The organism is Limosilactobacillus secaliphilus (genome assembly GCF_001437055.1).
GTDB classification, from domain to species: domain Bacteria; phylum Bacillota; class Bacilli; order Lactobacillales; family Lactobacillaceae; genus Limosilactobacillus; species Limosilactobacillus secaliphilus.
In genome coordinates, this window is the sequence record NZ_JQBW01000004.1 from 34,058 (window position 1) to 55,778 (window position 21,721).

The 21,721-nt window shown below is 49.0% G+C and carries 18 protein-coding genes; all 18 read right to left on the bottom strand.

Features of this window, described 5'->3' with window-relative positions:
• Positions 1-20: 20 nt before the first annotated feature.
• Entirely contained in the window at positions 21-1,067 is a 1,047-nt protein-coding gene (locus IV45_RS00220; RefSeq protein ID WP_057739482.1) for a tRNA-guanine transglycosylase, read from the bottom strand.
• Positions 1,060-2,088 (bottom strand): Holliday junction branch migration DNA helicase RuvB, encoded by a 1,029-nt coding sequence (gene ruvB / locus IV45_RS00225; protein WP_057739484.1) that lies wholly within the window; start codon positions 2,086-2,088, stop codon positions 1,060-1,062. Before ruvB ends, IV45_RS00220 begins: the two co-directional genes overlap by 8 nt.
• A gap of 11 nt (positions 2,089-2,099) precedes the next feature.
• Positions 2,100-2,705 (bottom strand): Holliday junction branch migration protein RuvA, encoded by a 606-nt coding sequence (gene ruvA / locus IV45_RS00230; protein WP_057739486.1) that lies wholly within the window; start codon positions 2,703-2,705, stop codon positions 2,100-2,102.
• A 17-nt stretch (positions 2,706-2,722) separates the two neighbouring features.
• Positions 2,723-4,699, bottom strand: a complete 1,977-nt coding sequence (gene mutL, locus IV45_RS00235) for a DNA mismatch repair endonuclease MutL (RefSeq protein ID WP_057739488.1) — start codon at positions 4,697-4,699, stop codon at positions 2,723-2,725.
• A gap of 9 nt (positions 4,700-4,708) precedes the next feature.
• Entirely contained in the window at positions 4,709-7,372 is a 2,664-nt protein-coding gene (gene mutS / locus IV45_RS00240; protein WP_057739490.1) for a DNA mismatch repair protein MutS, read from the bottom strand.
• Positions 7,373-7,558: 186 nt separating this feature from the next.
• Positions 7,559-9,109, bottom strand: coding sequence for a ribonuclease Y (rny, locus tag IV45_RS00245; protein WP_057739491.1), 1,551 nt, complete (start codon positions 9,107-9,109; stop codon positions 7,559-7,561).
• Positions 9,110-9,366: 257 nt separating this feature from the next.
• Positions 9,367-10,449 (bottom strand): recombinase RecA, encoded by a 1,083-nt coding sequence (gene recA / locus IV45_RS00250; protein ID WP_057739492.1) that lies wholly within the window; start codon positions 10,447-10,449, stop codon positions 9,367-9,369.
• A gap of 89 nt (positions 10,450-10,538) precedes the next feature.
• Positions 10,539-11,771, bottom strand: coding sequence for a competence/damage-inducible protein A (locus tag IV45_RS00255; protein ID WP_057739494.1), 1,233 nt, complete (start codon positions 11,769-11,771; stop codon positions 10,539-10,541).
• Positions 11,772-11,842: 71 nt separating this feature from the next.
• The gene (gene pgsA, locus IV45_RS00260) at positions 11,843-12,427 is read right to left on the bottom strand and encodes a CDP-diacylglycerol--glycerol-3-phosphate 3-phosphatidyltransferase (RefSeq protein WP_057739496.1); all 585 of its coding nucleotides are present in this window, start codon (positions 12,425-12,427) and stop codon (positions 11,843-11,845) included.
• Positions 12,428-12,444: 17 nt separating this feature from the next.
• On the bottom strand, positions 12,445-13,551 hold the full coding sequence (locus IV45_RS00265; protein ID WP_083487209.1) for a helix-turn-helix domain-containing protein: 1,107 nt from the start codon (positions 13,549-13,551) through the stop codon (positions 12,445-12,447).
• Between the two features lie 83 nt (positions 13,552-13,634).
• A complete protein-coding gene (gene yfmH, locus IV45_RS00270; RefSeq protein WP_057739498.1) occupies positions 13,635-14,930 on the bottom strand; it encodes an EF-P 5-aminopentanol modification-associated protein YfmH in 1,296 nt (431 codons plus the stop codon).
• A 1-nt stretch (position 14,931) separates the two neighbouring features.
• Positions 14,932-16,185 (bottom strand): EF-P 5-aminopentanol modification-associated protein YfmF, encoded by a 1,254-nt coding sequence (gene yfmF, locus IV45_RS00275; RefSeq protein ID WP_162257104.1) that lies wholly within the window; start codon positions 16,183-16,185, stop codon positions 14,932-14,934.
• A gap of 245 nt (positions 16,186-16,430) precedes the next feature.
• Positions 16,431-17,276 carry an amino acid ABC transporter substrate-binding protein gene (locus IV45_RS00280; protein WP_057739500.1) on the bottom strand — a complete coding sequence of 282 codons (846 nt, stop codon included), beginning with the start codon at positions 17,274-17,276 and terminating at the stop codon, positions 16,431-16,433.
• 16 nt (positions 17,277-17,292) lie between these two features.
• On the bottom strand, positions 17,293-17,940 hold the full coding sequence (locus IV45_RS00285) for an amino acid ABC transporter ATP-binding protein (RefSeq protein WP_057739502.1): 648 nt from the start codon (positions 17,938-17,940) through the stop codon (positions 17,293-17,295).
• 12 nt (positions 17,941-17,952) lie between these two features.
• A complete protein-coding gene (locus IV45_RS00290; RefSeq protein WP_420806377.1) occupies positions 17,953-18,594 on the bottom strand; it encodes an amino acid ABC transporter permease in 642 nt (213 codons plus the stop codon).
• Positions 18,595-19,055: 461 nt separating this feature from the next.
• Positions 19,056-19,595: a rod shape-determining protein MreD gene (gene mreD, locus IV45_RS00295; RefSeq protein ID WP_057739506.1), complete on the bottom strand. Its 540-nt coding sequence runs from the start codon at positions 19,593-19,595 to the stop codon at positions 19,056-19,058.
• Positions 19,596-19,607: 12 nt separating this feature from the next.
• Entirely contained in the window at positions 19,608-20,459 is an 852-nt protein-coding gene (mreC, locus tag IV45_RS00300; RefSeq protein ID WP_057739508.1) for a rod shape-determining protein MreC, read from the bottom strand.
• 129 nt (positions 20,460-20,588) lie between these two features.
• Positions 20,589-21,617, bottom strand: a complete 1,029-nt coding sequence (locus IV45_RS00305; protein ID WP_057739510.1) for a rod shape-determining protein — start codon at positions 21,615-21,617, stop codon at positions 20,589-20,591.
• Positions 21,618-21,721 lie beyond the last annotated feature (104 nt).

A 21,721-nucleotide genomic window follows, 5' to 3' on the forward strand; every position in this document is an offset into this window, starting at 1 on the left:
CCAAAAAATGGGCTAAAAAGCTATTTGTTTCCATGCTTGTCGGCACTTAAAAGGGCACCCGTGCGCGAATAGTTTTCATCAGCTTCCTGAACATCCTGGTTGACCGTTTCAATTAGGCGTTGCAGGTTATTGGCACTCAATCCTTGAATGCCCGCTCTGGACTTTTCATGGTGCAGGTAATGCCAATAGGCCAAGGAATGTCCATTCAACATCCTTGTGTCATCTTGATAGCTGCTTTCCTTGATGCGGTACCGGATCTGTTGACCGTATGCTTCTCCTTCAACGGCGTCAACTAATGGCAGTCCCGTCACAATCAAGTCAACACCTAAGCGCAAGGCGGCCAAAACCTGTTCGGCAGAGTCGGCCATCACAATGCGTAAACAATCAGCTGGCAATAAGTCGATCGTCGCCGAAACGATTCGTTGCCATTCTTGAATGTCGCCTGTTGGCAGTTGTGCGATCAAGGCCGCAGTCAACGATTGATCGCCAATCGCAAGTTGCCGAGCCTTCTTGATGCCGCCACCAAGGACCGCCGGGATCAAACCTGGCAGCAATGTACTTTCACTCGTTGCCAACTCAGCATTCACTTTGACCGCACTGAGCAAGTCGTCAACCGGCGCGTAATAATCGATCGTCTGAAAGGCTGCAACCGGTAAATCACCGGCCATGACCTTTTGTAACGTAGCCGCACTGGCAGCGTCCATCCGTTTTTCAGCTTTGGTAAATGGTTCCTGATAGCGAAAACCCAGCCGGCTAGCATTCTTCTTCAGCTTGTCAGCAGGTTCAAACAGGCCGGAAAAAGTCATGATGGGCCCTTGCCAGTTCAAGAAACCGGCCAAACCGTGACTAGCCTGAATCGTCTTGAGACCAGGCTCGACACTATACTCCAGTCCATCCGCGGCTAACAGCTGGACTTTAGCCTGCTGCAAGGTCTGTGAACCCAGCATGCCAAAAGTGCCCCTTTTCAGCAGTGGCACGATGCATGGCGTCTGTACCTGACCCCGCGCAGTCGTCAACAGGGCCGTCCGTGGATTTGTTGCTGTGACCTTGAAACTTCTCTTACTCATTCTTGCTACCCTTACCTTGTTTGAATGGAATTCCTAAATGTGCGTAAGCAGCCGGAGTGGCCACCCGTCCACGCGGCGTTCTAGTGATGAAACCAATCTGCAACAAATATGGTTCATACATCTCTTCGATAGTGTCCGTCTCTTCACCAATGTTAGCGGCAATCGTCTTGATTCCCACCGGGCCACCATTGTAATAGTTGATCATGGTGGTCAAGATCTTGCGGTCGGTGGCGTCCAACCCGGCGTCATCAACCCGTAGCAATTTCAGCGCCTTGCTGACCACATGGTTAGTGATGGAGGATTGACCGGCAACTTCCGCAAAGTCACGGACCCGCCGCAATAGACGGTTGGCAATCCGTGGCGTCCCCCGTGAGCGCAGGGCTAATTCTTTGGCCCCTTCTGGATCGATCTTGCAGTTGAAGATCCGGGCGCTCCGGTTGATGATCTGGTTCAACTCGTCCGGCGTGTAGTAATCCATGTGTTCAACAATGCCAAACCGATCCCGCAAAGGCGCCGACAACGCCCCGGCACGGGTGGTGGCCCCAATCAGGGTAAACGGCGGCAGCGGGAAGTGAACCGGGTGGGCAGTTGGACCTTCCCCAATAACAATGTCGATGTAGTAGTCTTCCATGGCCGAATAGAGCATTTCTTCAACCACTTTGGGCAAGCGGTGGATTTCATCGATAAACAAAACATCACCGGCTTGCAGTCCGTTCAACATCGCTACCAAGTCGCCAGGTTTCTCAATGGCGGGCCCGCTGCTGGTCTTGATGGACACGCCCATTTCGTTGGCAATCACCATGGCCAAGGTCGTTTTCCCTAAACCCGGTGGTCCATAAAGCAAAACGTGGTCCAACGCTTCCTGACGCTGTTTAGCCGCCTGAATGTACACCTGCAGTTTTTTCTTTAACTTCGACTGCCCGATGTAGTCAGCCAATGTTTGCGGACGTAAGGTTAGTTCCTCTTGCTCTTCATGACGATCAGTTGGTTGACCAGACATGAGATCATGTCCTTCACTCATCTCGCTTCACCTCAATTTCCGCTCAATAACGTTAATCCTTTACGTAAGTATTCGTCAGTGGTCAACTGATCTTCTTTAATCAGTGCCCGCTTGACCTTCTGTACTTCACGATCAGCATAACCCAGTGATTTGAGGGCCGCCAGTGCATCATTCAACTGCGGATTGGCAGAATCAAAAACGGTCGCTTGAATGTCCAAACTGACCTGATCGCTTTGCTGAAACGAGTCCAGTTTATCCTGCAGTTCAATGATGATCCGTGAAGCCGTCTTCTTCCCCACTTTCGGGAACTTGGTCAGATAGGCCACATCGTTGTTGGCAATGGCGTCGATCAGTCCTTGGTGGTCGGGGTTAGCCAAAATTGCCAAAGCACTCTTGGGACCGATCCCCGAAATGCTGATCAGTTTCAAGAATAATGCTTTTTCTTTGGCGCTCACAAAACCAAAGAGTTCCAGCCGGTCCTGTGAAACTGACTGGTAGACATAGACGCGGACATCTTTTTGTCCTTCTGAATAATGATAAGGGTTGGCCACCTGTACCTGGTAGCCGACCCCGCCAACGTCAATGACGATGTAGTTTGGTCTGACAATAGTGATGGTGCCAGTTAAATATTCATACACAAGACTGAACTCCTTTATTAAAACTCGTGATCATCAAAATCGTTAGCAAACGGCTGGTGGCTTTCCTGAATCCGCTTGAACATCTTTTCCAGATCGGTATCCGTGAAGTGAATCAGAACCGGCCGTCCGTGGGGACAATTGAACGGGTCCTCACACTGAGGCAGACGTTTCAACAAGGCCTTGGCCTGCAAGTCGTCCAGCCGGTGATTGGCCTTGATCGCCCGCTTACAGCTCATCATAATCGCCGTTTTCGCACGGAATTGAGCGACCGTCAAACGGTTACCGGTCAATACCCAGTCAATCATTTCCCGGGCCGTGGCTTCCTCTTGACCGTCGACAAACCAAGTCGGGTGACTGGCTAACAAGAAGCTGTTCTGCCCAAACGACTGCAAATGCAGACCGACCGCGTTCAACGTTTCCAACTGTTCCTTGATTTTCAGTGCTTCGGCCACCGAATAATTTAACACCAACGGCTGCAAGAAGTTTTGCTGGTCGTCGCTGACCTCACCAATGGTGCGCCGGAACTTTTCGTAGTTAATCCGTTCCTGAGCGGCGTGTTGGTCAATGATGTACAGACCGTCAGAAGCCTGAGCCAACAAGAACGTGCCTTGCAGCTGACCAATGTATTGCAAATCCGGAAAACGTTGCTCCTGGGGGTTGCTCTGGTCATCAATTGCTAGACTAATCTCTTCGGGCTTTGGTTTGTCTTTAACGGCGGCCGGCTCACTGTCATCACCAAATGGGCGGGCGTCTTCGTTCTTATATTTGTTGTCAAAGTCCGTTAAGGAAGCTGCCTGAAGGTCGTCCTTATGCTTGATCACGATCGGGTTGGCAACGACGCTGTCCTCACCATCCGCAGCGGCTGGATTGCCCTTTTCTTCTTCGTGGTTGACCGGCATGGTTGGCAATGTGCTTTGGCTTTGGTAACTATCTTGGCGCTCCTGAAAGGCCGGACCAACTTGTTTATCCAATAAATTTTGCGCCTTATCGCCGACATCCGGAATCAGGTTGCGTTGACCGATGGCTTGGGCGATCGCGTTGGCAATCAGATTGACCAGCTGAGGTTCCTTGCTCAGCCTGACCTCTCGTTTGGCCGGGTGAACGTTCACGTCGACTAAGAACGGATCCAGGTCAATGTTGACGACCGCCACCGGATAACGCCCCACCATGAGCTTCGAACCATAGCCCTGAATTATGGCCTTCGTTAATTGGAAATTACGGACATAACGATGGTTGATGGTCAATGTGATGTATTGACGACTGGCCCGCGTCAATTCAGGCAAGGACACCAGGCCAGTAACCTTAAAGTCGTTGTCCGCACCCGAAATTTTAATCATCTTCCGGCCGACTTGAATGCCGTAAATGGCCGCCACAACCTGGGCTAAATTGCCATTACCGGCACTACGAAAGAGTTCATGGCCGTCGGAAGTCAATGAGATCGCTACTTCAGGGTTGGCCAGTGCCAGACGGTTCACGATATCGGTCAAATGACTCAATTCGGTTTGGGGCGACTTCAGGTACTTCAAGCGCGCTGGTGTGTTGAAGAAGAGCTCGGTCACCGTCACATCCGTCCCGGGGCGTGACAGGGCTGGCTTTTCACTTACCACTTTGCCGCCATGCAGATGAATGCTATGTCCATCACTGTCGGCCGTGGCTGTGGTCATCTTGACGTCAGCAACCGAGGCAATACTGGGCAGGGCTTCACCACGAAAGCCCATAGTCTGGACCCGGAACAGGTCTTTTCTAGAACTGATTTTACTGGTGGCATGGCGTTTGAAGGCGAGTTGCAAATCGTCCGCCGCAATACCGTCACCGTCGTCAATCACTCGAATACTGCCTAAGCCTGAATTGGTCACCAGGACATCAATGCGCCGACTATGGGCATCCAGCGAGTTTTCTACCAGTTCCTTGACGATTGAAGCCGGCCGCTCGATCACCTCACCGGCCGCAATCTGATTGGCTAATACATTATCTAATTGATGAATCTTACCCATACAGACACCTTATTTCAGTTTTTGCTGCCATTGATAAACCTGCTGCATCACATCCATCGGGGTCATGCTCATCAGGTCCAGTTTGCGCAACTGTTTAACGACTTGCTGATCAGTCTTGTTCATATGTGGCTTCGGCGTTGGTGCAAACAATTCCAGTTGGCCGTTGTCCTCTTCAGCTAACGCCTTTTCTTGATGGTTGTCTTCCACTGCTGGTTCTTTTTGCTGGCTTGGCTTAGTTGCAGGCTCAGTTGCCGCACTTTGCTCACTGGCTTGATCGATACCGGCCACATGATCCTCCTCATGCTCGTTCTCCAAGGCATGCAGAATGTCCGTTGCCCGTTTTAACAGCGACTGCGGCATACCAGCCAGTTTGGCCACATGAATCCCATATGACTTGTCGGCCGGACCAGCACTGACTTTGTGCAGGAAGACCAGTTCACCGTTTTCTTCGGTTGCCCCCACATGCACGTTTTTCAGCCGCTTTAATTGCTGATCCAACGTGGTTAGTTCGTGATAGTGGGTGGAGAAAAGCGTCTTGGCATGGACATGGTTATGAACGTATTCGATGATCGCCTGCGCCAGGGCCATCCCGTCATAGGTAGCCGTTCCCCGACCAATTTCGTCGAACAAAATCAGACTATTCTTAGTGGCATGCTGCAGGGCGTTGTTAGCCTCCATCATTTCCACCATGAAGGTACTTTCACCGGAAACCAAATCGTCGGCCGCACCGATCCGGGTAAAGATCTGGTCAAAGATTGGCAGGTTGGCGCGACTCGCCGGGATGAAGCAACCCATTTGCGCCATGATGGCCGACAAAGCTAACTGCCGCATGTAGGTGCTCTTACCGGACATGTTTGGACCAGTAATCAACAGGATATCGGTATCCTTGCCCATGACCACATCGTTAGGGACATATTCCTGGTGGCCCATGAACTTCTCGACAACGGGGTGGCGACCGTCTTTGATGTTCAGTTCATGATCATGGTTCAACTTTGGCCGCACAAAGTGGTAGTTTTCAGATACCACCGCAAAGCTCTGCAGAACATCCAATTCAGACAAGGCCTTAGCCAATGCTTGCAGACGCTTAATCTGGCCCTTGACCTCATCCCGAATCTTGACGAACAGGTCATATTCCAAAGCGGTGGACTTTTCCTGAGCACCCAAGATCAGGGATTCCTTTTCCTTCAATTCAGGGGTGGAGAAGCGTTCTGCGTTGACCAAAGTTTGTTTCCGCTCATAACGATCTTGCGGCAGCTTATTCAGGTTGCCCTTGCTGACTTCAATGTAGTAACCAAAGACGTGGTTATAACCAATTTTCAGGTTATTGATGCCCGTTGCTTCGCGTTCCTTTTGCTGCAGGTCGGCGATCCACTGTTTACCATTGCTCATGGCGTCACGGTACTCGTCCAGCTTAGTGTTGTAACCATCTTTGATCACACCACCCTCCGTCACCGAAATCGGCGGTTCTTCGACGATTGCCCGGTCGATCAAACCCGCCACTTCGGACATGGGGTCCAATCGCTTGGCTAAGTCGTCCAAGGCAGGTGCATCCAACGTTTCCAAGACATACTTGATCTTTGGGACCTGCTCCAGTGAGGTCTTCAGTTGGATCAGATCCCGGCCGTTAACATTACCATAGGCCACCCGACCAGCTAAGCGTTCCAGGTCGTACACCTTGATCAACTCTTCTTGCAGGTTGCTGCGTTCAAAGTAGTTGTCTAACAATACCTGCACTTTGTCTTGACGGGCTTCGATAGCCGACTTGTCGATCAACGGCCGATCCATCCACTGTTTCAAAAGCCGGCTGCCCATCGCCGTTTTGGTTTCATCCAACAACCAAGCCAGGGTCCCCTGACGTTTGCCACTGCGCATGTTGGTCATCAGTTCCAGGTTGTGCTTAGAGAAGTGGTCAATCTTCATGTAGGCACTTGGCTGGTAGAAGACCGCCATCTGCATGTGGGCAAGCGACCGTTTCTGCGTCGTCAAGAGGTAGGAAACCAACAAAGCGACCACGCGCTTAACGTCGTCATCTTCTAATTTCTGTGTTAAGTAGGCCACTTCCGAATCTTTGAGCAACTTGTCTTGATGGGAAAGTAAGATGTTTAACTTCTTAAATTGGTTGACCAGTGAATCCGGCAGACTGCCTTCCTCCACGACTTCGCGTGCCGACAAGTTAATAATCTCGTTCATGAGGCTCGTCTGGTTGTCAAAACGGGTGGTCTTTAACTCACCGGTTGACAGGTCAGTGTAGGCCAGGCAATAACCGTTGTTTACCATCGTGACCGCTACCAGGTAGTTGTTGGTCTGGGCAGAATCACCCTTCAGATCCATCCGCGTCCCTGGGGTGACTAAACGGGTGACTGCCCGCTTAACCATTCCTTTGGCCTTGCGTGGATCTTCCATCTGATCACACACCGCGACCTTGTAGCCCTTGTCGACCAGGACATCAATATAGTTTTCAACCGCCTTATGAGGGACTCCACACATCGGGGTTGGGTGCTTAGTGCTGTGGCTGCGTGCCGTCAGGGTCAACTCCAACAGTTGCGCACCTTTCACCGCATCATCGTTAAACAGCTCATAGAAGTCCCCGATCCGGTAGAACAAGAAGGCGTCCGGATATTGGTCTTTTACGTGCTGATACTGTTCCATCATTGGTGTTGTTTTTTTAGCCAAATCTTTTTCTCCCTTCTGAACCCGTCACGTTATTAGCTTTGTCCACGTATTCAATACCTAGTTAAGTTTAAGGTGGATCTTGGCAATACGCAAATGGCCCCCAGTGTTCGTTACTTCGAACGCCAGAGGCCTCTTGCACTTTGGATTACAACTATCATTCAGCTAACAGCTGCAGTTGTATGCATTCTATTTTGCATAATCGATTGCCCGGACTTCACGAATAACGGTGACTTTAATGTGTCCAGGATATTCGAGCTGCTGTTCAATCTCGCGCTTAATATCATGCGACAATGCAGCAGCCTGATTATCACTAATCTTCTTTGGTTTAACGATTACTCGTAATTCACGACCCGCTTGGATTGCGTAACTGTGGTCAACACCCTTGTGAGCATCCGCAATTGCTTCCAACTTCTTGAGTCGTTGAATATACTCTTCCAGTGATTCACTCCGCGCACCTGGCCGTGCACCACTGATGGCATCGGCAACTTGAACCAAGACGGCAATTACCGATGTTGGGGCAACGTCGCCGTGGTGTGAGGCGATGGTGTTGATGACCACTGGGTTTTCCTTATACTTCCGTGTCAGTTCAACACCCAATTCAACGTGTGAACCTTCAACTTCATGATCGACCGCCTTGCCGATATCATGCAGCAGACCGGCCCGCTTGGCTAGCGTTGCATCTTCGCCCAGCTCTTCAGCCATGACCGCCGTCAGCTTAGCCACTTCAATTGAGTGCTGCAAAACGTTTTGGCCATAACTCGTCCGGTACTTCATCCGGCCAACAATCTTGATCAAATCTGGGTGCATGGTGTGAATGCCCAGGTCAAACAGGGTTTCTTCACCGACTTCCCGCAGCTGGCTGTCCATGTCCTGCCGGGCTTTCTCAACCGCTTCTTCAATCCGGGCTGGATGAATCCGACCATCCTGAATCAGCTTTTCCAACGCCATCTTAGCAATTTCACGCCGCACTGGGTCGAAACCACTCAAGACGACAGCTTCGGGAGTATCGTCAATGATCAAATCAATCCCCGTCAACGTCTCCAAGGTACGAATGTTACGGCCTTCACGACCGATGATCCGTCCCTTCATATCGTCATTTGGCAGGTTAACCACCGAAACGGTTGCTTCCGAAACCATGTCCGCTCCACTGCGCTGGATGGCACTGACAATTAAGCTCTTAGCCTTCTTATCCGCCGTCCGTTCAGCATCTTCTTCACTTTCACGGATCATCTTGCTCCGCTCTTCAGCCAGCTCGTCTTTCAGTTTACTGAATAAAATTTGCTGGGCTTGATCGCGGGTTAAATTAGCAACCTGTTCCAGCTTTTGACGTTGCTGATCAATCAGCTTTGTTACTTGTTCTTGATCTTTCTGAATTTGCTCTTTTTGCTGTTCTAGTTTGTCCTCACGTGAACTAATAGCATCTTCTCGATCTTCTAAGGCACTGTCCTTGTGATCTAAACTTGCCTCCCGGGTTAACAAGCGGTTCTCTTGCTTTTGAACCTCTTGCCGCCGACTTTGCAGGTCCTTTTCCACACTTTCACGATATTGATGGCTTTTTTCCTTTGCCTCTAAAATCGCTTCTTTTTTTGCAGTCGCGGCATCTTTTTTTGCAGCCGCAATGATTTCCTTAGCATTATTCTGGGCACTCTGTACTTGCCGTTCAACAATGAATTGACGAACAAAATAGCCCAAAACACAAGCAACAATAGCGATTGCAGCAGTCAATCCCATACTCATATTGACTCCTCCATTTTCACTATTGCTTGTGAGCAATATTAGTAAATCTGTACAGTTCTTATTAAAAAAGCACGTACCATTCAAGTTTAATCGCTGCTGTTTGAGGTGTCAATAATGAGCAATCCTAATCAATTTGCCCATCTTCTTATTGAAATGATCAATGAACACTGACTATTTCAGTCGTTGCGCAAATCAAGAGCTAAAAAGACCTTCAGTGAGTTTTTTCCACTGGAGGTCTCCTGAATTAGTTTTGAATATTATTTGTTTTCGTGAGCGCTGGCTTCTTCGAGCGTTTCCTGTTTGCTCTGCTTGCTCTTCTTTTCATCGTTGGCCGACTTGTCAGCCGGATCCACTGGCAGGCCATAAGCTTCACGAACCTTGGTCATCAGTTCATTCATCTGATCAGGGTGGTCAGCCAGCCACTGCTTGGCATTTTCACGACCTTGGCCAATCCGTTCGGAACCGTATGAGTACCATGCACCACTCTTGTTGACCAGATCCTTTTCAACGGCCATGTCGAGTAGTTCACCGGTCTTCGAGATACCCTTACCGTACATGATATCAACTTCGGCCCGCTTGAACGGCGGAGCAACCTTGTTCTTGACAATTTTAATCTTTGCACGGTTACCGATCACATTGGTGCCATTCTTCAGCTGTTCACCACGCCGAATTTCCATCCGGATCGTTGCATAGAACTTCAGTGCCCGGCCACCAGGAGTGGTTTCAGGGTTACCAAACATGACCCCAACTTTTTCACGAATTTGGTTGATGAAAATGGCGATTGTCTTGGTCTTGTTAACCTCACCGGAGAGCTTCCGCAGTGCTTGTGACATCAGCCGAGCTTGCAGACCAACGTGGGCGTCACCCATTTCACCTTCAATTTCAGCCCGTGGGACCAGTGCCGCAACGGAGTCGACAACCACAATATCAACAGCACCACTGGCAATTAAGGCATCCGCAATTTCCAAACCTTCTTCACCAGTATCTGGTTGCGAAAGCAGCAAATTATCAATATCAACGCCTAAGGCTTGTGCGTACTGTGGATCCAGTGCGTTTTCTGCATCGATGTAGGCCGCCGTGCCGCCGCGGTGCTGAACCTCAGCAACGGCGTGCAAGGCAACAGTCGTCTTACCAGAACTTTCTGGACCGTACATTTCGATGATCCGGCCCCGTGGGTAACCACCGACCCCTAATGCTTCGTCGATGGCCAAAGAACCACTGGAAATGGTTGCAATTTGCGTGTCGGCCGCATCGCCCATCCGCATAATCGAACCCTTACCAAAGTTCTTTTCAATCTTCTTTAAGGCATTATTTAATGCCGCTTTTCTTTGATCAGCCATTGTTGACCTCCTCGTCGACAATTATCTGTAAATATGATATCAGTTTATCGCTAAAAGATAAACCTTTTAATCGAACCCTTGTTCGCCTATTATTTTAACCCATGATAAATACGGAGTAAAGCCCGTTGCACACTTTGCCGGCGAATATTTTGACGCCCTAGTTTTCCTGACAAATGCAGTTCAAAGCTCTCAACATGGTCGGGAAAGGCAATCCCGATCCAGACCGTGCCAGCGGGATGGCCTTCTAATGAGTCCGGGCCGGCAACACCGGTAAAGCCCACACCAATATCGGCATGCAAAAGCTTTTGCACATGACTAGCCATCGCCTCCGCAGTGGCAGCACTGACGACTCCTTGTTGATCAATGACCTCCTTGGGCACCCCCAGCAGGGATTCTTTGACCTTGATTGCATATGTGACCAAACCGCCATCAAACACGTTGGAAGCCCCTGGGACACTGCAAATAGTCGCTTGGAAAAGACCACCCGTGAGACTTTCAGCAGCGCTGATGTGCAAATGCTTTTTCTTCAAGCAATCAACCACCTGCTTGGCCAATGAAACCTCTTCGCCGGTGCCAAAGTAATAATCGCCAACCGCTTGCAGAATCTTTTCTTGAGCGGTATTCAGCAATTCATCAGCGTTAGTGGTGGTTTCATTATGGACAGTCAACCGAACTTGAATTTCATCTGGCTGGACATAGGAAGTGGCAACAACCCGCTTGTCGGGCAAAACCGCTTGGATCCGGTCCATTAACTCAGATTCCGGACAGCCAACAAAGTGCAAATTGCGGCTGATAATCGGTTTGCCCATCAAGTTTTTCAGCTTAGGCAACAAACTTTCACTGACCATCGCCTTAAACTCACGCGGTGGTCCGGGCAAAACCACAACGGTGTGGTCCTTGCCCTGCCAAAAAGAGCCGACCGCTAGCCCCACTGGGTTGGCCAATGGCATGCCGCCATTTAGAAAGTATGCTTGGCGCTTGTTCTCTGGCACCATCTTCGCTTGGCGACGCTTGAAGTCAGCTTGAATGGCTTGCCACTGGTCTTCATCAACGGCCAAGTCAACGCCTAGAGCATCAGCCGTCGATTGCAAGGTGCGATCATCATCGGTGGGCCCTAAGCCGCCACAAACAAACAGCAACTGATTTCGCAACCATGCATTATGAATTGCCTCTGAAATACGGGCGGGATCGTCATCCACCGTCACCTGCCAGTGACTTTCAATCCCTAACCGCCGCAATTGGTCTGCTAAGAAGCGGGCATTGCTATTAACAATCTGTCCGAGGGTGATCTCAGTCCCCACTGCAATAATTTCTGCTTCCATTTTTAACCCTCCATAACTTATAAACGAAAAAAGACTGGAAAACCATCAAAGTTTTCGCAGTCCTTATACGATTATTTAAAACCATCCGCAAAGGCACCTTTGCCTTGAATGAAGTAGTCGATGCCAGAGTAGATTGTGAAGAACAAGCAAATGTAGAGCATGATTTGCCCAAATGGAATGTTCCAGTAGGCAAAAATCGCGTTCTTCAACAACAAGAAGATAATCGCAATGAATTGAGTCGTCGTCTTGATCTTGCCGGGCATTTTAGCTGCCAGCACCGTCCCGTTTTGTTCAACCAGGAGCAGACGCAGGCCGGTCACTGCCAGTTCCCGCCAAATGATGATCGAGGTAACCCAAGCTGAAACGTCATGGCTAGCCGTCAACACAATGAATGCCGTCATGACTAAGAGCTTGTCGGCCAGCGGATCGGTAAACTTACCAAAGTTGGTAATCAAATGCTGGCCCCGGGCAATCCGGCCATCGAGGTTATCCGTGATAGTTGCAGCAATGAAGAGAACTGCAGCAATCACTTGAGCGATGGGAACGGTGGTGCCTAAGAAGCTAACTGTGCCCCAACCAAAGGGTACCACCATCAAAATCAGGAAAAACGGAATAATGATCAAACGCACAATTGTTAATTTATTGGGTAAATTCAAAATAACTTCCTCCCTGATTAATGAGTAGCGCCACCGGCTGTAGCGCCAGAAGTACCAGCAGTCGATTGACTAGCACCACCAGTACTACTGTTGCCACCTTGATTTGATGGGCTCGTAACCTGCGTGTTTGGTTCGCTGGAACGGCTACCACCACCGTTGTTGGTCGTGTTATTGCCGCTCGTGTAGCCACCGTTGTTGGTCGTGTTGGTAGTACTCCGTTGGTTATTACTGTTGTTCGTGGTTGAAGACGATGATGATGAATCACTGTCGCCAAATTGAATCGTGACCGTATGCGTTGATGGGTAACGATTGTGGTCGGTGATGTCCAGAGTCTGGTTGCCAATCTTGATCTTGGTATTCCGTGCATTACCAACCCGAATCGTAATGGAATGAACATTCTTGGCGATCGTCACAGTCGACTTATCACCATTGCTCATATTCTTGGACAAGCGTTGCCGATCATCAACCCGGACCACGTTGTTACTGTCACCGGTCGTTGAAACCGTAAGCTTGGTGGACTTCTTCAAAGACTTATCGCTCTTGAACGTAACGGCGGAATCAGTCCGTTGAGTCTGGTGGAGCTTAATCGTATCAGCCTTCTTAGTGGTCTTCTTGGCCTTCTTGTGTGATGACTCACCAGACACCTTAACCGAACTGCTGTCAATCTTGGTCGAAGAATTATTGTGGTTACGTACGATAGCTGTCAGCCAAATGGCACCCAGTACCACCACCACGATTAACACCACAATGATCGTTGGCAGGTATTTGCGCAGTTGGTCAATCCGGTCCACCGTGTTCTGGTGGTGTTGGCCAGTCCGCGTCTCAACCGCCTCATCCAAATGCTCGGTGTAGGTCTCGGTTTGTGTCTTTGGCAAATAATCGTCATATTGCTTGAGCAGGTCATTGCCATCAAGACCAACCGTGTTTGCGTACTGCTTGACGAATGCGCGCACGTAAAAATCACCAGGAAGCTCGTCAAACTTTTCGTCTTCAATGGCAATTAAGTAACGCTTTTGGATCTTCGTCTCTTGTTGCAGATCGTCTAAAGTCATGCCCTTAGCAACACGGGCATCCTTCAACTTTTGTCCAATATGTGCTTGTTCTGCTTCTTTTCCTTCACTCATTGCTATTCCTCAGTTCCTAACTCTAAAAACTTATAACCTAAAAAAGTATAACATACTTAGCTGAATCTAAATTGTAAGAATCATTAACGTTCTGTGCGCGGCATGATTGTAAAAGTCGTGGTCAAATTAGGCTTGATGAACTGATCTAATGCCCGCCGCAAGTCAGCCAGCGTCAATGATTGCAGCTGCTTAAGTTCGTCGTAAATTGTCACATCCCCGAACAAACGACTGGAGTAACGATTGGCGATCAGTTCCGGCGAATTCAGACTGGCCACTAGCCGTCCCACGGCACCCCGCTGCATGCTTTCAAATTGATCCTGCATGCGGGCCAAGTTTTCCTGCGCATGCATTAAAATTTCCCGGATTGCTTGCGTGAATTCTTGGGGCTGGTTAGTTTCACTGCTCCAGGTTGCAAAATGAAAACCGCGTTCCATTTCGAAGCTAAAGGAGAAGGAGTCGTCAATGACCCCCTGATCATAAAGACGTAAAAAGTTGTCAGTTGTATCATCAAATAACATTTCCAGCAACAATTCCACCGCCAGTCGGTAACGCAACCGTTCTGCCGGATCGGCCACGTGGTGACTGCCACGCAAAGCCATCATGACGTGAGGTCGTTGAACATCCATCAATAGCTCTTGATGGTCAACCAATTGACTCGTCGCCGGATCGCTGAGATTAGCCACGCGCTTTGGGAATGGTTCTTTAGTCGTGGAATATTGACTTTCCTGGTCAACCAGCCAGTCATACAGGGCATGAGGATCAAAGTTTCCAGCGACAACCAGTTTCAGATTGCTGGGCCGGTAGAATTCTTGGTATGCACTGTACAAAACGTCCGGGTTAATCTTTTCAATGCTATTTTCGGTCCCGGCAATGTCTTCTCTCATTGGATCATTGGGGTAGAGATTGGCAACCGTGCCCGTGTACAGACGCGAGCTCGGTGAGTCGGCGTACATTCGAATCTCCTGGCCGATGATCCCCTGCTCCTTTTTGACGCCTTGAGTTGAGAAATACGGTTTCTGCACAAAATCCAGCAAGATCGCCAGACACCGGTGCAGGTTCATCGTCGTCGAAAACTGGTAGCTGGTCTGTGTATAACTGGTAAAAGCATTCGAATCCGCTCCCAGTTCCCCAAAGAGGTCAAAGGCGTCGTGATCTTCTTTTTCAAACAGCTTGTGTTCCAAAAAATGGGCACATCCGGCAGGCAGCGTCACTACTTTCTGGTCGCTATTTGTAAAAGATTGGTCGATCGAGCCAAAGTCAGTCGTCAAAACGGCATAGCTTTTCTGAAAAGCCATCGGAATCAGGACCACTTCCATACCGTTGTCCAGTTGACCGGAAACTAATCGTTGATTGAATTCCGGATAGGTTTTCTCCTTCAAATTATCGTCCTCCATTTAGGAAAAAGATGGCTTGCAGACTCATTTTTGACGCTAAGTCCATAATCTTTTGCCGATCAACCTTTGCCAAGCGACTGGCGACATCCTCTTTAAAGGACACGCCCAACACTTGGTTGATTAAGCGCCGGCTGGCCACCGCACTCAGGTTATCCATGCTGCCGCGGTATTGGTTCAACAGGTTCTTCTTCACCTGATTGAACTGTGTGTCGGAAAACATCCCGTGGCGCAGTTTGGCGAGCTGCTCATCAATCAGTTGTCGCACTCGTTGATAGGTTGACGCGTTAATGCCAGTCTCAACTACCAAATGGCCACTCAACGGGCGCAGACTGCTCTCCGCATAGTAAGCCAGGCTCTCCTTCTCACGGATATTGTTGAACATCAATGAGTAGGCGCTCCCGCCAAACAGGCTATTCAAGACGACCATTGCATCATAACTGCTATCGCCATAATAAACCGGCAACGAGTAGGCCAGATCCAGCTTGGCCTGCATCACAGACTGGTGCTCGATCTTTTGGTGCGGTTCACGCCATGACGGCTGGGAATAATACAGCGAATTGATCGCCAATGCCTGCCGGTCCGCCAGCGGCCATTGTTTCAACTGAGCAACAACGGTCTCCGGATCCACATCACCAATCACCACAATGTCGACCTGGTCATTGGCCAACATAGAGCGGTAAGCGGCCACGGTCTGGTCATTGTCGACACTGGTCAATCGTTCGCTCGTCCCCGCACTTGGCATTTGCATGGGTGAGTCGTCACGATAATATTCTTTCATCAGTTGCTGGGCCGAATAATACTGCTTGTCATCCTTGACTGATTGGTAGGCTGCCTGCAGATTGTCTCTCTGCACGCGCCAGATCTGCGGATCAAAACGGCCATTCACCAATCGTGGTTGAAAGATGATCTCACGCATAAAGTCCAGCTGCTTGCCTAGCATTCCTGGTTGCGAAAAGCGGTCATTGACAAAGGTGCTGCTGAAGCGAACGGTATGGGCCGTACCAATCCGCGCAACATAAGCATTCAAGTCGGCCCCATACATGTCAGCCAATCGACGAGCAATCGCCGTTTGGCTAGGATAATGTTGACTCCCAGAAACAAGGAGGTTTGCCAGTAAATTGCGCGTCGTTGCGTTGGTAAACGTCTGTGGGGTGGCAAAACTGACCAACAACTTTGTCACCGTGAATTTTTGCGTTGGCTGCACCTGTAGATTCACGCCTTTGGCAAGCTGATAACGCAATTTATGACCCCTCCTCATGAATTTAAATGCAACCACCATCATACGTTAATTGACATATAAAAACAAGAAACGTTACCATCTGAGACCTCGGAGTCGCCAATTTGTTTCCATCACCCATTTGAGGACGACAAAACCGTCAACGAGCAATCGCTGACGGTTTTTTATTGACGCGGACTGGCCATTTCATTTGGCTTCGTCCAGCATTTCATTTATTCGGTTATCATATCAATCATTAGCTGCATGACTTACTTAACTGGCCCCAGGTAGTTGCTGTTCTTGCCAAACCACTTTTCGTTAATTTTCTTTAACTGGCCATTCGTCTGCAGCCGACCCAGTCCTTCGTTAACCTTGTTGCGCAAGGTTTTATCGCCCTTACGCATCCCAACGGCAAACTTGTCAGTCGGCATCTTTGGATCACTGTAGGTGGTGTAATCATTCTTGTTGGCCTGGTGCTGGATGTAGTAATCAGCGTAAACCTGGTCCATCAAAATTCCCTGGATCCGGTTGGCATTCAAATCAATGAACGCATTCGGGAAGGTATCGTATAAGACCGGCTTCTTGTCCTTGATCTTGTCTTTCAATAACTTCGGCTGGTCGTCCAAAGCCGTCATCCCGGTGGAACCATTTTGCACCCCGAGACTCTTGCCCTGCATGTCGTTGAAGTTGCGGATTCCTTCAGACTTGCGGGTAACCAGGATCTGTTTGTTCAACAGGTATACCCGGCTGAAAGCAACCTTGGCCTGCCGTTCTGGTGTGACTGAGTAACCATTCCAAAGCAGGTCAATGGTCCCGTTCTTTAATTCCGTTTCCTTCATTGACCAGTCAATCGTTTGAAAATCGACTTTGATGCCATATTGTTTGAACACGGCCCGGGCCAAATCAATATCGTAGCCCACCAATTTACCATTCTTCTGACGAAAGCCCATGGGTACGAAACTATCGTCCAAACCAACAACCACTTTTCCCCGACGTTTGATTCGCGCCCAAGTATCTTGGTGGTTGGCACGATAAGTTACGCTTTGGCAGCCGCCTAGCAAGAAGGTCGACATCACCATTAGGCAAAGAACAAATAAAATTTTAACCTTCTTCATTCTGCCATCCCCATTCTTAAGCCTGCTTACTATCCAATGCTTGGACTTTCAACATATTGTCGGCAATCTGCTTGGCAAATTCCATATCGTGAGTAACGACTAGCTGGGTCATGCCCTGCTTCTTGAGTCCTAAAATCAGTTGGGCAACTTCATCCCGTAAATTCGGGTCCAGTGCACTGGTTGGTTCATCATAGCACAGGATCTTTGGTTTCATTGCCAATGCCCGTGCAATGGCCACCCGTTGCTTCTGCCCACCAGACAGCTGGAATGGGTAAAGGTTGCCCTTGCCTGCCAGCCCTAACTGTTGCAGTAATTTTTCGGCATTCTGGTTAGCTTCTTTGGTGCTTTGCTTGAGTACCATGGTTGGCGCCAGCGTAATGTTTTCTAAGACTGACAAGTGTGGAAACAGGTTAAATTCTTGGAAGACAACCCCGATCACGGTCTGTTCCGGTTCAACGCTTTCCGGATCAAATGGTTTGCCGTCGATCAGGAATTCGCCACTGTCGGCACTTTCCAGCCCGGTCACACACCGCAGCAAGGTCGTTTTCCCGGCACCAGAAGGACCAACAATGGTCAGGATTTCGCCATCCTTAACGGTGAAGTTAATCCCATCTAAAATTGGCCGATCGCCAAAACTCTTTTTTAAATTTCTAACTTCTAACATATGGGCCCCTCCTTACTTGTAGTATGCGTAACGCTGTTCAACCTTGTGCAGGACGTAGGTACAAATCCCGATCATCAGCAGGTAGATTAAGCCAACCAGCAGCAGTGGAACCAACGTAACATCTCTTGACGTCGCAACGTTTCCGGCCCGCAGCAGGTCGCCTAAACCAATGACATAAACCAATGAGGAGTCCTTAACCAGGTTAATGACTTCGTTACCGATGGACGGGATCACGATCTTAACCACTTGTGGAATCACAATCTTACGGATCGTCTGCCAGTAGCTCAACCGCAAAACCCGGGCACCTTCGTACTGGCCTTGGTCAATGGACTGCAAACCGCCACGGAAGATTTCAGCGAAGTAAGCAGCATAGTTAAGAATGAAGGCAACCAAAGCAGCGTTAAAACGTTGGAAAACGATGCCCACAATCGGCAAACCGTAGAAGACGAAAATCAGTTGCAACAGCAATGGCGTCCCCCGCATCAGCCAAACATAGATCTCCAGCACCCATTTGAGGGGCTTGATCTTCGAAGTTAATCCTAAACTAACAATAATTCCTAATGGTAATGAACCAATTAAAGTCAACGCGAATAATTCAAGCGTCATGCCGGCACCTTGGAAGAGCGACGGCAAAACTTCAAAAACGTAGTGCAGTGACAATATGATGACCTCCCTTTTTAAACAACAAAAGCGTTCCCTCAGACTTTTCATCCAAGGGGACGCTCAACCGTGGTTCCACCCCAATTCGTAACGGACTCACATCCGCTACCTCAGTAAGTTTGCCCACAAAAAAAGCCCCCAGCTGCATAACAGCTAGAGGGCGTTTCCGCGGTTCCACCTCATATCACCTGATTCTCACAAACCAAGCCTCAGCGAGTTCAAACAAACTCCGCGCTATAACGGGCTTCCCCGGACCATTTTTCGATGATCAACTCACAGTTGTGATTCAAAAGGTTTCTCCATGCCCTTCCCATTAACGGGCACTCCCTGACGAAGATAACCTTCCTACTAGTCTGCTCTTTGTCGTTTATTTATTGTCTAGTATGTTAAGCGGCAAGCAAGTAAATGTCAATACTTTCTCACAAGAAAATTAAAATTTAATGATAATTATCTAATCAGTTGTGCTGGCGTTCGGCCAATGCTTTGGTGAACATTGACTGGATCGGCCAATACAGCAGGACGAAGTAAACCAGGTTCAAGGCCAGCGTTGGGGCCAACGTGTCAACCAGGAAATCACCAAGGCTGGCATGGGTAATCCCAATGACGTAGTAAGCCCAATAATTCAGCAATTCAAACACGACCAAGTCAACAAAGAAGATCAGAATCATGTTCAAAAATGTGTCGCTGAAATACCGTGCCAGAGTCTTGGTCAGCCAAACGATCAACGGGTACAGGACGATAAACAGGCCCCACACACCTGAATAGTAAAGATCGCAGATGACCCCGACCGCAACGGCAAACCAGGTTAAGGGAATCTTGATGTTCCCCTCAAAGAAGTACGCCAAGACCAGCCATAACAGCACTAAATGGCTGACCATGTTGTATGGGTAGCTGAAAAACAGGCTTGCCCATACCTTACTCAGTGAACCATCCAAAAAGAGGGCGACAAACAAACCAATTGGGAACAGAAAACGTAAACGCGATAATCGATACATTGCTTATCACCCCTATGAATTCAGTTCTGGAACCGTGACGATATTGACATCGTTAAAGTCGGCGGCTGGCTTGATGTAGATCTTTTGGGCCAGGCCATAATCGTCTTTCCCAATCCGTGAAACCTTGCCGACGTACAGGCCCTTTGGTGTGATACCGCCTAGGCCACTGGTTGTTACCTTGGTGCCCTTCTTCACTTTAGCCTTGGAAGTAACTTGACCCATCACCAGTTCGTTGGTCTCTGAATCATAACCAGTGATAATCCCGTTGATCGTCTTGCCTCCTTCACCATCCAGCTGGATAGCAAAACGGTTAGCCGACTCACTGGTATCACTGAGCAGTTCGACCTTGCTGTTGGTTTGGTTAACTTCCACTACCCGACCAACAAGGCCACCAGCAGACATAACCGGCATGTCTTTCTTCACACCACTAGTCTGTCCTTTGTTAATAATGATTTGCTTTTGCCATGAAGACGGTGAACGGGTAATGACAGCCGCGTTAATGGTGGAATAATCAGTCATCGTGTGATTAACTTTTAATTCCTTCTTCAGCTGCTTATTTTCATGTGCCAGCGTTTCATCACGTACTTTCACCTGAGCTAAGTCGGAAACTTGTTGCTTCAGTTTGCGGTTTTCGGAATAGGTGTTCAGCAGGTCGGAGAATGAAGCAAGACCGTTATGAACAGCATTCACAGGGACCGCCACAATATCATTGGCAATTCCCACAACGTCATTACCAAACTGCTGGATTAGCGGTGGCGTTGCCCGTCGTTTCCGTAAAGCAACTGAACCACCCATCAGGCCGAAAGCAAGCACCAAAACGACGACAATGAAAACCAAGCGCCGATTTGAAAAAAACTTATGCATGTCTTTCAATCCTCCACTGCAACTTAGGAATAAGTAAACGGGGCTGGGGCAAAACAACTGTTTTGCGGCCAGCCCCATCCGTACAACTTTCCCTCGTTGTTTTTCTCTCAGTATTTAGTAAATCGAAGCTTACTTTTTCTTCTTCATTACATCAATACTCTTCAAGGATTCACCAGTACCGATAGCGACACAGTCAAGCGGGTCGTTAGCGATAAATACTGGCACCTTGGTAGCATCCGAGATGACATCAGGAAGGTTCTTCAATAACGAACCACCACCAGTCAGGACGATCCCATGGTCGATGACATCGGCAGCAATTTCAGGAGAAGTTTCTTCCAAAGTGCCCTTGATGGCCTCAATGATGGTCTGAACGCAGTCTTGCAGTGCGCCCGCCAGATCAACGGCCGAAACCTCGATCGTCTTTGGTAAGCCGGTGACCAGATCACGACCACGAACTTCAGTGGTTCCCATTTCCTTAGCGGCTTCAACTGATGCGGAGCCAATGTCCCACTTCAGCTTTTCAGCGGTCCGTTCACCGATCAAGAGGTTCTTGTCGGCACGAACATATTGGGCAATGGCATCATCCATCTTGTCACCAGCCATCCGGATGGAACGACTAGAAACAATGCCGCCCAGTGAAATGGTAGCAACATCGGTGGTCCCACCACCAATATCAACAACCATGCTACCAGTTGGATCCATGACTGGTAAACCGGCACCAATAGCGGCAGCAAATGGTTCTTCGATCACGTAGGCATCATGTGCACCGGCAACCCGTGTAGCGTCGATTACCGCACGCTTTTCAACTTCCGTGACTCCGGTTGGGACACAAACCATTACGTATGGCTTGCCCGCATTCCGGCCTAAAGCCTTGGACATGTAATACTTCATCATAGTGACCGTCGTATCGTAGTCAGCAATGACCCCATCCTTCATTGGACGGATAGCAACAATGCTAGCTGGGGTCCGACCGATCATATCACGTGCTTCTTCACCGACAGCGATGACTTCACCGCTCTTTTTGTTACGTGCAACCACGGAAGGTTCACGGAGTACAATCCCCTTGCCTTCGATGTAAACAATCGTGTTTGCAGTACCTAAGTCAATACCAATATTCTTGGTTCCCATTCCTAATGGCAATCTGTTTCGTCCCTTCATGAATTAATTATCGTTGTTTAATCATTATATAAACACAGCTATTATAGCATAGCCACTTTTAGGTTTAACAGTGACAATATACACCTTGGGGTAAGAGAAAAAAA

Coding starts and splice junctions, on each gene's coding strand:
- IV45_RS00220 (WP_057739482.1), bottom strand. CDS start 1,067: ATGAGTAAGAGAAGTTTCAAGGTCACAGCAACAAATCCACGGACGGCC.
- IV45_RS00305 (WP_057739510.1), bottom strand. CDS start 21,617: ATGAAGGGACGAAACAGATTGCCATTAGGAATGGGAACCAAGAATATT.
- mreC (WP_057739508.1), bottom strand. CDS start 20,459: ATGCATAAGTTTTTTTCAAATCGGCGCTTGGTTTTCATTGTCGTCGTT.
- mutL (WP_057739488.1), bottom strand. CDS start 4,699: ATGGGTAAGATTCATCAATTAGATAATGTATTAGCCAATCAGATTGCG.
- recA (WP_057739492.1), bottom strand. CDS start 10,449: ATGGCTGATCAAAGAAAAGCGGCATTAAATAATGCCTTAAAGAAGATT.
- IV45_RS00265 (WP_083487209.1), bottom strand. CDS start 13,551: ATGAGTGAAGGAAAAGAAGCAGAACAAGCACATATTGGACAAAAGTTG.
- mreD (WP_057739506.1), bottom strand. CDS start 19,595: ATGTATCGATTATCGCGTTTACGTTTTCTGTTCCCAATTGGTTTGTTT.
- IV45_RS00285 (WP_057739502.1), bottom strand. CDS start 17,940: ATGTTAGAAGTTAGAAATTTAAAAAAGAGTTTTGGCGATCGGCCAATT.
- ruvB (WP_057739484.1), bottom strand. CDS start 2,088: ATGAGTGAAGGACATGATCTCATGTCTGGTCAACCAACTGATCGTCAT.
- IV45_RS00280 (WP_057739500.1), bottom strand. CDS start 17,276: ATGAAGAAGGTTAAAATTTTATTTGTTCTTTGCCTAATGGTGATGTCG.
- rny (WP_057739491.1), bottom strand. CDS start 9,109: ATGAGTATGGGATTGACTGCTGCAATCGCTATTGTTGCTTGTGTTTTG.
- IV45_RS00255 (WP_057739494.1), bottom strand. CDS start 11,771: ATGGAAGCAGAAATTATTGCAGTGGGGACTGAGATCACCCTCGGACAG.